Here is an 11,856-nt window from a genome sequence, read left to right as displayed (position 1 = left end):
GGGAGGCAACCTATTTGATAAGGATTCTCATGAACATCCGCAAAAGCACGCTTGGGAAATGCCCTTGCGGCAAACGGATTCCACCTACACGAAAACGACAAAGCCCGCCGTGAAGGCGGGCTTTGCCGGGGTGAAGCCCTTACACGTAGTAGGACTTCAGCGGCGGGAAGCCGTTGAATTCCACCGCGCTGTAGCTGGTGGTGTAGGCACCGGTGGAGAGCCAGTAGAGGCGGTCACCGCTGGCCAGGTTCAGCGGCAGGCCGTACTTGTAGTTCTCGTACATGATGTCGGCGCTGTCGCAGGTGGGGCCGGCGATCACCACTTCTTCCATCTCGCCCTTCTTCTCGGTCCAGATGGGGAACTTGATGGATTCGTCCATGGTTTCGATCAGGCCGGAGAACTTGCCCACGTCGGTGTAGACCCAACGCTCGACGGCGGTGCGGGACTTGCGCGCCACCAGCACCACTTCGCTGACGAGGATGCCGGCGTTGGCGATCAGGGAGCGGCCCGGCTCGAGGATGATCTCCGGCAGTTCGTCGCCGAAGTCTTCCTTGAGGAAGCGGGTGATCTCCTCGGCGTAGGTCTCCAGGCTGTTGGTGCGCTGGATGTAGTTGGCCGGGAAGCCGCCGCCCATGTTGATCATCTTCAGGGTGATGCCGTCCTCTTCTTTCAGTCGCTCGAAGATCACCTTGACCTTGGCGATGGCGGCGTCCCAGACGTCGATGTCGCGCTGTTGGCTGCCGACGTGGAAGGACACGCCGTAGGGGTCCAGGCCCAGTTGCTTGGCGAGGATCAGCAGGTCCAGCGCCATGTCCGGGTTGCAGCCGAACTTGCGCGACAGCGGCCAGTCGGCGGAGGTGGAGCCCTCGGTGAGGATGCGCACGTAGACCTTCGCACCCGGGGCGGCCTTGGCGATGTTGCGCAGGTCGGCCTCGGAGTCGGTGGCGAACAGGCGCACGCCCTTCTCGTAGAAGTAGCGGATGTCGCGGGCTTTCTTGATGGTGTTGCCGTAGCTGATGCGCTCCGGGCCGACGCCGGTCTTCATCACCTTGTCCAGCTCATAGATGGAGGCGATGTCGAAGTTGGAGCCCTTCTCGCGCAGCAGCTCAGTGATCTCGGTGGCCGGGTTGGCCTTCACCGCGTAGTAGATCTTGGCGAAGGGGAAGCAGCTGACCAGCTGGTCGTAGGAGTCGGCGATGGTCTGCTTGTCGATCACCACGAAGGGGGTCTCGTGCTGATCGGCAAAGGCCTTCATGCGCTGGAAAGTGGCGGGTGCGAAATAGTCTTCGACCTTGATCGACATGCTAGGGACTCCAAATGGCTGAACGGTTCTGAAAAGGTGGAGTGGTTTCGTGACATACGAAACCGCGAACGCCTGACAGTTTCCCCACTTTGGTTCGCCTACTTCCCAAGGCATGTCGCCGAGCATCACCGGTACCGGGCAAGGGCGCCGGTAACCTCTCGTCGTCAGTACTTGAGCCGGATGGATCGTTTCCAGCATGGACGTTCGGGCGCGCACTTTAGGACTGCATGTCCTACATGGCAACCAGAAAATGCCGCCGTTTCGCATCCGATTGTCGCTTGCGTGGTTGATTGTTTTTTATCCTCAACGAAGCGTCCGGAATGCTGCACAAAACCGCGTTCTTGAGCCCCTTCACGGATTTTGCGTTGGCCTGGCGGAACGCGTTCCGTATCCTTCCCGACTTCCCCCATGGACAGGCCCACACGAAGGAGTCGCATGCTCGATCTCGCCGCCAGCTTCATCGTCTTCACCACCTTCATCACCTACCTCAACTACCGCTTCACCCGGCTGCCGCCGACCATCGGCATCATGGCCACGGCGCTGCTGTTCTCGGCCATCGCCATCGGCCTGTCCGAGCTGGGCTACCCGATCCTCCACGAGGAGTCCCGCGAGCTGCTGCGGCGCATCGACTTCTCCTCGGTGCTGATGACCTGGTTCCTCCCCGCGCTGCTGTTCGCCGGTGCGCTGCACGTGGACCTGCGCGACCTGCACAGCTACAAGTGGCCCATCGGCCTGCTGGCCACCGCCGGTGTGCTGGTGTCCACCCTCGCGGTGGCGTTGCTGGCGTACTACAGCTTCGGGCTGTTCGGCTGGCAGGTGGACTTCATCTATTGCCTGCTGTTCGGTGCGCTGATCTCCCCCACCGACCCCATCGCGGTACTGGGCATCCTCAAATCCGCCGGGGCACCGAAGCCGCTGGCGACCACCATCGTCGGCGAGTCGCTGTTCAACGACGGCACGGCGGTGGTGGTGTTCGCCATCCTGCTGAGCGTGCTGAACCTGGGCGAGGCGCCCACGGTGGCCGGCGTGGCCGGGATGTTCCTGCACGAGGCGGTGGGCGGCGTGCTGTTCGGCGCGGCCCTGGGCTACGGGGTGTTCCTGATGATGCGCAGCATCGACCAGTACCAGGTGGAGGTGATGCTGACCCTGGCGCTGGTGATCGGTGGCGCGGCGCTGGCCAACCACCTGCACGTGTCGGCGCCGCTGGCGATGGTGGTGGCGGGCCTGATCATCGGCAACCACGGCCGCACCCTGGCCATGTCGGACGAGACACGCCGCTACCTGGACAAGTTCTGGGAGCTGATCGACGAGATCCTCAACGCCCTGCTGTTCGCGCTGATCGGCCTGGAGCTGCTGTTGCTGCCGCTGAGCTGGCTGCACGTGGCGGCGGCCATGGCCCTAGGGGCCTCGGTGCAGCTGTCGCGCCTGCTGACCCTGGCACCGGCCATCGTCCTGCTGCGGCAGAAGGCCCTGGGCCGTCGCCAGGTGCCCCGTGGCGCGATCCGCATCCTCACCTGGTGCGGCCTGCGCGGCGGTGTGTCGGTGGCCCTGGCGCTGTCGCTGCCGCCGGGCGAGGAGCGCGACCTGCTGCTGACCCTGACCTACATCGTGGTGCTGGTGTCGATCCTGGTGCAGGGCCTGTCGATCGGCTCGCTGGTGCGCTGGATCTACCCCGGCCAGGCGCCGCGCGGCGAGCAAGGCGAACACTAGCCCTGCACACCGGATCGCCGGCCTCTACTGAAGCCGGCGATCCGCTATAATCCCGCGCTTTTCCGGGCTCCCTGCCCGCCCTCGTTTCCAGCCAGGCAAGCACCCATGACCATCCAGGCCGCCGAAGTCGCCAAACGCCGCACCTTCGCCATCATTTCCCACCCGGACGCCGGTAAGACCACCATCACCGAGAAGCTGCTGCTGATGGGCAAGGCGATTGCCGTCGCCGGCACCGTGAAGTCGCGAAAGTCCGACCGTCACGCCACCTCCGACTGGATGGAGATGGAGAAGCAGCGCGGCATCTCCATCACCACCTCGGTGATGCAGTTCCCCTACCGCGAGCACATGATCAACCTGCTCGACACCCCCGGCCACGAAGACTTCTCCGAAGACACCTACCGCACCCTGACTGCGGTGGACTCGGCGCTGATGGTCCTCGACGGCGGTAAAGGCGTCGAGCCGCGCACCATCGCGCTGATGGAAGTCTGCCGCCTGCGCGACACGCCCATCGTCAGCTTCATCAACAAGCTGGACCGCGACATCCGCGACCCCATCGAGCTGCTCGACGAGATCGAGGCGGTGCTTAAGATCAAGGCCGCGCCCATCACCTGGCCGATCGGCTGCTACAAGGACTTCAAGGGTGTGTACCACCTGGCCGAGGACAAGATCATCGTCTACGTGCCGGGCCACGGTCATGAGCGCATCGAGACCAAGGTCATCGAGAAGCTGGACTCCGACGAGGCCCGCGCTCACCTGGGCGACCTCTACGACAACTTCCTCGAAGAACTGGAGCTGGTGCAGGGCGCCTGCCACGTCTTCGAGAAGGACGCCTTCCTCAAGGGCGAGATGACCCCGGTGTTCTTCGGCACCGCGCTGGGCAACTTCGGTGTCGACCAGGTGCTCGACTGCATCGTCGACTGGGCACCCAAGCCGCTGCCCCGCGCCACCCACGAGCGCAGCGTCGAGCCCACCGAAGAGAAGTTCTCCGGCTTCGTGTTCAAGATCCAGGCGAACATGGACCCGAAACACCGCGACCGCATCGCCTTCATGCGCATCTGCTCGGGCAAGTACGAGAAGGGCATGAAGATGCGCCACGTGCGCCTGGGCAAGGACGTGAAGATCGCCGACGCGCTGACCTTCTTCTCCAGCGAGCGCGAGCAGCTGGAAGAGGCCTTCGCCGGCGACATCATCGGCCTGCACAACCACGGCACCATCCAGATCGGCGACACCTTCACCGAAGGCGAGGCCCTGGGCTTCACCGGCATCCCGCACTTCGCCCCGGAGCTGTTCCGCCGCGTGCGCCTGAAGGACCCGCTGAAATCCAAGCAGCTGCGCCAGGGCCTGCAGGAGCTGGCCGAGGAAGGCGCCACCCAGGTGTTCTTCCCCGAGCGCAACAACGACATCATCCTCGGCGCCGTGGGCGTGCTGCAGTTCGACGTGGTCGCCAGCCGCCTGAAGGAGGAATACAAGGTCGAGTGCGCCTACGAGGCGATCAACGTCTGGTCCGCACGCTGGATCGAGTGCAAGGACGAGAAGAAGCTCAAGGAGTTCCAGGACAAGGCCTTCGAGAACCTCGCCGTGGACGGCGGCGGCCACCTCACCTACCTGGCCCCGACCCGCGTGAACCTCAGCCTGATGGAAGAACGCTGGCCGGACGTGAAATTCCGCGCCACCCGCGAGCACCACTGACTCGCCCCCTCGGCACGGAGGCGCCGCCCGCTGGCGGCGCCTCTGGGCTAGGCTGACAGCCAGCCCCCAGGCAGCCGACCGCCATGCTGATCGATACCCACACCCACCTGGACTTCCCAGAATTCGATGCCGACCGCCCGGCCGTGCTGCAGCGCGCCCGTGCACTGGGCGTGGAGCGCCAGGTGCTGATGGGGGTGTTCGAGGCCAACTGGGCGCGCATCTGGCACTTGGCCGAGACCGAACCGGACCTGTACGCCGCCTTCGGCCTGCACCCCATCTACCTCGCCGACCACCGCCCCGAGCACCTGGCGGCCCTGCGCCAGCGCCTGGAAGCCCTGGCCGGCCACCCGAAGCTGTGTGCGGTGGGCGAGATCGGCCTCGACTACTTCCTCCCCGAACTCGACCGCGACGCCCAGCAGGCGCTGTTCGAGGCGCAGCTGGCGCTGGCCGTCGACCTGCAACTGCCAGCCTTGCTGCACGTGCGCCGCAGCCACGCGGCGGTGATCGCCACCCTCAAGCGCATCCGCCCTGCCCGGGGCGGCATCGTCCACGCCTTCGCCGGCAGCTACGAGGAAGCCCGCGAATACCTGAAGCTGGGCTTCCGCCTGGGCTTGGGCGGCGCCCCCACCTGGCCCCAGGCCAACCGCCTGCGCAAGGTGGTGCCGCGCCTGCCCCTGGACGCCATCGTGCTGGAGACCGATGCGCCGGACATGGCGCCCGCCATGCATCCGCACCAGCGCAACAGCCCGGAATACCTGCCGGCCATCTGCGCCAACCTCGCCGAACTGATGGGGCTGACGCCGGATGCCCTGGCGGCGGCCAGCAGCCGGAACGCCTGCGAGCTGTTCGGCTGGGCGCCGTTCCCGGGCTGAAGCCCGGGCTACGACCTATCCCATAGGCCAACAAACGAAAAGCCCGCCGATTGGCGGGCTTTTGCTTGCGGCTAACGATCAGACGCGGAACGCGCCGATCAGCTGCTTGAGCTGCGCGACCAGGTCGGACAGCTGGCGGCTGGCCTGTTCGGTCTGGCTGGCCCCCTGGGCGGTGCGTTCGCCGGCGCTGTTGATCTCGACGATGTTCTGGTCGATGTCGTGGGCGACGGCGGTCTGCTGCTCGGCAGCCGCGGCGATCTGCTGGTTCTGGTCGACGATCATCCCCACGGCGCCAAGGATGTTCTCCAGCGCCTGCTGCACGCGGCCGGACTGGTTGACGGTGCCGCCGGCCATCTGGTGGCTGGTGTTCATCGCCTTCACGGCCGCGCCGACACCGCCCTGCAGGCGGGCGATCATCTGTTCGATCTCCTCGGTGGACTGCTGGGTGCGTTTGGCGAGGGTGCGCACCTCGTCGGCCACCACGGCGAAGCCGCGCCCCTGCTCGCCGGCACGGGCGGCTTCGATGGCGGCATTGAGGGCCAGCAGGTTGGTCTGCTCGGCGATGCCCTTGATCACTTCCAGCACACGACTGATGGAGGCGCTGTCGGACGCCAGCTGGTTGATGACGTTCACCGACTGCTCGATCTCGTGGGCCAGGCGTTCGATGCTGCCCAGCTGGGACTCCACCAGGCTGCGACCATTGACGGTTTCTTCGTTGACGCTGTGGGCACTGCCGACGGCGGCTGCCGCGCTGCGCGCCACTTCCTGGGCGGTGGCGGACATCTGGTTCATGGCGGTGGCGACCTGCTCGATCTGGCTGCGCTGCCCGGCGACGGCGAGGTTGCTCTCCTCGGACACCTGCTGGACGCGGCTGGCCTGGCGTTCGACTTCCGAGACGGTCTGGCCGACCAGCTGGATCAGGTCATGGATCTTGGCCACGGTGCCGTTGAATACCTGCCCCAGCTCGCCCAGTTCGTCGCGGCTTTCGGCCTGGAAGCTGACGGTCATGTCGCCGGCGGCCACCTGGTCGAGCACCTTGCCGAGGCGCTTGAGGGTGGTGCGGGTGGAGACGTAGAAACCGCTGTAGAGGTAGACGATGGCGAGGAAGACACCCACTAGCGCCACCACCAGCAGGATGGTCTGGACGCGCTTCTCGCCGAGGCGCTTGTCCAGGTCGCTGCGCAGGAACTCCAGGGCGGCGTCGTTCAGCGCGTAGGTCTTGTCCATCAGCGCGCTGACCTGGTCGTAGAAGGTGGCCCAGGGTGTGTCGAGGGTATCGGCCATGATCACCTGCTCCTCGAACAGGGTGGCGGCCTCCTTGAGGGTGGCGCGACTGGCGTCGGCCTGCTGGCTGAGGGCGGCCTGGGCGCGCGGGTTGCCGCTGAGGGCGTCCTGCAGCTTGAGGCCGTACTCGCTGCCGAGCTTCTCCAGGTCCAGCAGCAGGTCGTCGAGCTTGGTGCTGGCGGCGGAGTTGAGGAAGCCCTGGCCCAGGGAATAGGAACCGATGGCACGCCCCTGGCTGATGCCGGCGGTGACATCGGGGGTAACGCTGGTGATCAGTTCGGCCACCTGGCGCACATCGCGCTGGCTGTCCTGGCTGAGGCCGGCCTGGCTGGCGACCAGCTTGATGAAGACCTGGGCATTGCCGAGGAGCTTCTCGATCATCGCGCTCTTGCTCTGCAGGGAGGTTTCCTTCTGCGCGGCCTGGAGGGCGTTGAGCATTTCGTCGCGCTTGGCGTTGAACTCGGTGACCTGCTCGGCGTCTGTGGTGACCGGCTGAAGCGCCTTGAGGGCCGCGAGCACGTCCTGTTCCACGCGGGTGACGCGGCTGTCGAGGTCGCCCGCCTGGCCGGACTGGCCGATCAGGGAGTTGATCAGCACCAGGTCGTTGAGGCTTTCCAGGTTGCGCCGCAGGCCCTGGCTGGCGTGCAGCAGGTCCAGACTCTGCAGCTCGTTGCGGGTGCTGACGAACTGCTCGTAGGACTCGCGAACGAGGAAGTAGTTGGTGACGATCATCGGCAGGAAGAACAGCACGCTGATCAGACTGAACTTCATGCCGAAGCTGAGGCGATTCATCAGCGCGATGGCCGGATACAGCAGAGTCTTCACACGACGTCTCCTGGCTTGCTTATTTATTGTTATGCGGCGTCTTGGACGGAATCAGGATGGCACGGTGACAGCATGCCGTCCCCTATCGCCCGACCTGCGGCAGACCGATCAGGGCGTCCTATGCCCGGCGATAAAAGTGACGGATATCACAAAAGACCCTCACTCGACGCAGGCCCTGTGTACCTGATATCGGCGAGGGTTTCTGTAACTTAAGGTTAAGAACGGCTACAGATCAACGCGAAAGGCGCCGTCAGAAGAACAGCGTCCACAGGGCGAAACCCGCGTACCAGAGCACGGCGGAACGGACCAGCAGGTGCCACAGGGCGTCCAGGCTGGCCACGCCCTCCTCGCCCGCGCTGGACTCGGGCAGCTCGCCGGCAGCACGCCCGGCGATCACCACGAAACGCTCGGCGGACATCTCCCAGTTGAGCAGCTCATGCAGCAGTACGCGGCTGACAGCGACGAAGTTGCCCACCAGGGAGAAGCTGGCCGCCAGTACCCGCACCGGCACCCAGTCGAAGGCATGCCGCACCTGGCGGGCCTGCTCGCGGATGGCGGGGGACGCGGCGCGCTCCTCGGCCAGGGCCAGCAGGCGGTAGGCCAGGGCCGCCACCGGGCCCAGCAGGAAGTACCAGAAGATCACCGCGAAGAAGCTCTGGTAGGCCTGCCAGACCAGATGCTCCTGCACCCGCATCAGCAGGTCGTCGCCCTCCTCCACCCGCAGGCCCAGGTCGCGCTCGGCGACATGCAGGGCACCCTGGGTATCGCCCCGGCGCCAGGCGTCGCGGAAGGAGCCGAGGTCGGCCTGGACATCGCCACGGCCAAGGGCGAAGACCACCACCAGCAGGTGCACCGGAAGCGCCAGCCAGCCATAGGCCAGGGGCTGCAGCATGGTCAGCACCAGGGCCAGCGCCACCAGCGGCAGCACCACCCAGATCCCCAGCGCCAGCCAGGGCCGCCCCGCCAGGGGGCGGCTGGCGGCGGCGCCATCCAGCTGCCGCAGCCAGGCACTGTCCCGTTGCAGGCGCTGGCGCCAGTTGGAGAGTTTCTCGATCCACAGCACCAGCAGCAGTACCAGGAAGCTCATGGGGTCATCTCCTTATGCAGCAGGCTGGCGCGCAACCGCGCCCAGTCGAAAGCGGGCCCCGGGTCGGTCTTGCGCACGGGGGCGATGTCGCTGTGGCCGCAGACCCGCTCGGGGGTTATGGCGGGGTAGGCACGCAGCAAACCACGGGCCAGGCGGCCCAGGGCGTCGTACTGGGCATCGCTGTAGGGCAGGTCGTCGGTGCCTTCCAGTTCGATGCCCAGGGAAAAGTCGTTGCAGTTCTCGCGACCTTCGAAAGAGGACTTGCCGGCGTGCCAGGCGCGGTCGAGGCAGGAGACGAACTGGGTCACCCGGCCGTCGCGCTCGATGAGGAAGTGTGCGGACACCTGCATGTCGGCGATGCCGGCGAAGTAGGGATGCTCGTCGGCGTCCAGGCGGTTCTGGAAGAACTCCACCACCTTGCCGGTGCCGAACTGGCCCGGGGGCAGGCTGATGTTGTGGATGACCAGCAGGGAGATCTCCCCGTGCGGACGGGCATTGAAGTTGGGCGAGGGGCAATGGCGGGCGTCTTCACACCAGCCGGTGGCGATGTCCGGTTGCATGGCGGCTCCTTGATCCGCCGACACTCTAGAGCAGCCTGCTGCCCGGGCCAAGGCCCGGAAACGCAGACGCCCGGCCGGGGCCGGGCGTCCTGGGTAAAGCGCCTGGATCAGGCGCCCTTGAGCTTGCGCAGGTTGCCGATCACCGATTCCAGGGCCCGGTCGAACAGCAGGGCGTCGTCCAGCAGACGGATGGCGCCACGGCGGAACTCCACGGCCAGGCCCATGCGGGTCTTCTCCAGCACCTTCATGCCGGTGCGGTTGACGAAGATGTACTTGCCGGTGGGCTTGATGATCGCCGCCAGCTTGCAGCGGACCTTGTGGTCCTCGTCTTCCTGGAACTCGACCCAACTGCCGACACGCAGGTTGTCCACCTGGTCCAGGGCCTCGTCGCCCTCGGGCAGGGAGGCTTCCGGCTCGGGCGCGCGGCTTTCGCCGGGTGCCAGCAGGATGATCTCTTCCACCACCTCGACCATGGCCGGCGCTTCTACAGCGACTTCCAGCTCCAGTTCGGGCAGGTCCACGACCAGGGCGGCATCTGCGGCAATCGGCGCATCGGGCTCGGCGACGTCGGCCACCACCGGCTCCGGCTCGGGGCGCTTGAAGCGCTGGAAGGCCTGGACATGCAGGGACTCCAGCTGGCTGAAGAATTCGCTGGTGGAGAACGGGTCGAAGGCGGCGCTGGTCAGCCCTTCACGCAGCGACTTGAGCAGCCCGGGCACCAGTTCCAGCAGGCGCATGCGGGCCTCGGGCGCCTCGTGGGACTCCACGCTCCAGATCAGGTCGTCCATGGTGGCCAGGGTGGCGCGCCACTCTTCGGACTCGGCACCGTGCTTGAGGCAGGTGAGCAGCATCACCTTGCTCCAGGCTTCCTGCAGCAGGCGCACCACCACTTCAGGCAGCGTACGGCCCAGCAGGCGCTCGTTCAGAGCCTGCTCCACCTGCTGGCGAGCCAGCTCGGCCTTGGCGCGGCCTTCTTCGGCGTCACGGGTGCGCTGTTCCAGCAGCTCGCTGCGGCGGCGCTCGTCGCCGGTGTAGGCGAGGAAGTCGGACAGCAGGTCGGAGAAGATGCCCGGATCGTCGACAAAGTCATTCAGCAGGCGCAGCACCACCTGTTCGATGCGCTGGTAGAGCACGTCGCGCTGGAGGTCGTCCTGCTCGCTCCAGCCCATGGCGGCCGAGGCGATCTCGTTGAGCAGGCGGCGCGCCGGGTGGCTGCCGCGGCTGAAGAAGGTCTTGTCCAGCACGGCGACCTTGAGCATCGGGATCTGCAGGCGGCCGATGAGGGCCTTGAGCGAATCCGGCAGGGAGCGGTCGTCGAGGATGAATTCGAAGAGCATCGACACCAGGTTGATGACGTCGTCATCCACCTGGCCGACCACACGGGAGCGGCCACTCTTGGCGCTGGCGCGGGTGAGCAGGCTGTCCAGCTGGAAGCGGACGTCGATGTCGTCCACCTTCTGGGCGGACAGGTGCTGCTGCAGGTGCGACAGCAGGCGCATGAGGTCGTTGCTGGTGATGGGCACGGCATCGGCCGGCACCTCACGGCGGGGCAGCCCGCTGCCACGCACTTCGGAGAGCAGGGCCTGCAGGGCGCCGAAGACTTCCTGAACCTCTTCGCTGGCCATGTCAGCGACGACACCGGCGGCATCCCCGCCAGCAGCAGCGGAACGCGCGGCACCCGGGGTGCGACCCTGGGGACGGCGGGCCGGGGGGGCGGACTTCAGCTCCGGCAGCACGCCGGCGGTGATCAGCAGCTGGTTGGCTTCGGCGTAGAGCTGGTCCAGTTCGGTCAGCACGTACTTGTCGAACAGCTTGAAGATGATCAGCTTGACCTTGATCTCCACGCCCAGGCTGCGGCAGGCGTCGAGGAAGGCCTCGCACAGGGCGCGCGGGCCGAGCGGGTTGGTACGGTCGTCGATCTTCTTGCTGACGAGGGTATTGATGCGGGTGGTGAGGTGGCCGAGGGCCACGGCATCACGGCTCATCACCTTGGACACCATGGTGTCCTGGGCGACGGACTCTTCGAGGTCGTCGTTCTGGACCAGGCTCAGGCTCTCGAACGACACCGCGTCGAGCTGCGGCGCGCGGCCGATCTCGTACTGGTTGAGGTTGGAGAAGGTCTCGAAGACCTTTTGCAGGAAGCCACGCTCGATGCTCTTGCGCTTGAGGCGCAGGTCGCGCATGGCTTCGAAGAATGCATTCTGCTCGGCGTTGCTGGTCGCGCGGTCGGCCATCTGGAAGAGGGTGTCGTCCGCGTTGTCGAACAGCGCCTGCAGCGCTTGCTTGAGCTGTTGTGCAGCCTTGTCGCGCACCTGGATGAGTGCCACGGGCAGCCTTCCTACCGGCGAAGTTGGCGTTTGCTCGGAGGCGCCCTTGAGAGGCACCACGTTCGCGTCGGTCTGCATAGCGAGTCTCCCGCAGCCGACCACCTGGACAGGGGATTCGGACTGCTCAGCTACGTCGAAGGATCACTTCAACGTCAAGCCTCTGGCGTCAAATAGAGAAATTCAGACTCATTATAGGGAT

General features: G+C 65.9%; 8 protein-coding genes. 3 read left to right on the top strand and 5 right to left on the bottom strand.

The window, feature by feature from the left end:
* Positions 1-139 precede the first annotated feature (139 nt).
* The gene (locus tag PotMrB4_RS05740; protein WP_044406901.1) at positions 140-1,303 is read right to left on the bottom strand and encodes a type III PLP-dependent enzyme; all 1,164 of its coding nucleotides are present in this window, start codon (positions 1,301-1,303) and stop codon (positions 140-142) included.
* Positions 1,304-1,738: 435 nt separating this feature from the next.
* Between PotMrB4_RS05740 and PotMrB4_RS05735 the strand changes: the two genes are divergently transcribed.
* From PotMrB4_RS05735 to PotMrB4_RS05725, 3 genes are all read left to right on the top strand, one after another.
* Positions 1,739-3,013 carry a cation:proton antiporter gene (locus PotMrB4_RS05735; protein ID WP_172432758.1) on the top strand — a complete coding sequence of 425 codons (1,275 nt, stop codon included), beginning with the start codon at positions 1,739-1,741 and terminating at the stop codon, positions 3,011-3,013.
* Positions 3,014-3,118: 105 nt separating this feature from the next.
* Entirely contained in the window at positions 3,119-4,702 is a 1,584-nt protein-coding gene (locus PotMrB4_RS05730) for a peptide chain release factor 3 (protein ID WP_044406897.1), read from the top strand.
* Positions 4,703-4,785: 83 nt separating this feature from the next.
* A complete protein-coding gene (locus PotMrB4_RS05725; RefSeq protein WP_172432757.1) occupies positions 4,786-5,574 on the top strand; it encodes a TatD family hydrolase in 789 nt (262 codons plus the stop codon).
* 78 nt (positions 5,575-5,652) lie between these two features.
* Here the strand turns inward: PotMrB4_RS05725 and PotMrB4_RS05720 are convergent, their stop codons facing one another.
* The 4 genes from PotMrB4_RS05720 to PotMrB4_RS05705 all read right to left on the bottom strand — a co-directional run bounded on the left by PotMrB4_RS05720 (position 5,653) and on the right by PotMrB4_RS05705 (position 11,735).
* Positions 5,653-7,683 carry a methyl-accepting chemotaxis protein gene (locus tag PotMrB4_RS05720; RefSeq protein WP_172432756.1) on the bottom strand — a complete coding sequence of 677 codons (2,031 nt, stop codon included), beginning with the start codon at positions 7,681-7,683 and terminating at the stop codon, positions 5,653-5,655.
* A 250-nt stretch (positions 7,684-7,933) separates the two neighbouring features.
* A complete protein-coding gene (gene ampE / locus PotMrB4_RS05715) occupies positions 7,934-8,770 on the bottom strand; it encodes a regulatory signaling modulator protein AmpE (RefSeq protein ID WP_172432755.1) in 837 nt (278 codons plus the stop codon).
* Entirely contained in the window at positions 8,767-9,330 is a 564-nt protein-coding gene (ampD, locus tag PotMrB4_RS05710; RefSeq protein WP_074971659.1) for a 1,6-anhydro-N-acetylmuramyl-L-alanine amidase AmpD, read from the bottom strand. The genes ampE and ampD overlap by 4 nt, the downstream gene beginning before the upstream one ends.
* A 107-nt stretch (positions 9,331-9,437) precedes the next feature.
* Positions 9,438-11,735, bottom strand: a complete 2,298-nt coding sequence (locus tag PotMrB4_RS05705; RefSeq protein ID WP_172432754.1) for a DUF1631 domain-containing protein — start codon at positions 11,733-11,735, stop codon at positions 9,438-9,440.
* Positions 11,736-11,856 lie beyond the last annotated feature (121 nt).

The sequence above is a fragment of the Metapseudomonas otitidis genome, assembly GCF_011397855.1.
In the GTDB taxonomy this organism is placed as follows: Bacteria; Pseudomonadota; Gammaproteobacteria; order Pseudomonadales; family Pseudomonadaceae; genus Metapseudomonas; species Metapseudomonas otitidis.
The sequence above is the reverse complement of the archived record's forward strand: the minus strand, read 5'-3'. Positions and strand labels throughout refer to the sequence as shown.

What these genes read in the sequence shown, in the direction of transcription:
- ampD (WP_074971659.1), bottom strand. Translation starts at nt 9,330, where the DNA reads ATGCAACCGGACATCGCCACCGGCTGGTGTGAAGACGCCCGCCATTGC.
- PotMrB4_RS05735 (WP_172432758.1), top strand. Translation starts at nt 1,739, where the DNA reads ATGCTCGATCTCGCCGCCAGCTTCATCGTCTTCACCACCTTCATCACC.
- PotMrB4_RS05705 (WP_172432754.1), bottom strand. Translation starts at nt 11,735, where the DNA reads ATGCAGACCGACGCGAACGTGGTGCCTCTCAAGGGCGCCTCCGAGCAA.
- PotMrB4_RS05730 (WP_044406897.1), top strand. Translation starts at nt 3,119, where the DNA reads ATGACCATCCAGGCCGCCGAAGTCGCCAAACGCCGCACCTTCGCCATC.
- PotMrB4_RS05740 (WP_044406901.1), bottom strand. Translation starts at nt 1,303, where the DNA reads ATGTCGATCAAGGTCGAAGACTATTTCGCACCCGCCACTTTCCAGCGC.
- ampE (WP_172432755.1), bottom strand. Translation starts at nt 8,770, where the DNA reads ATGAGCTTCCTGGTACTGCTGCTGGTGCTGTGGATCGAGAAACTCTCC.
- PotMrB4_RS05725 (WP_172432757.1), top strand. Translation starts at nt 4,786, where the DNA reads ATGCTGATCGATACCCACACCCACCTGGACTTCCCAGAATTCGATGCC.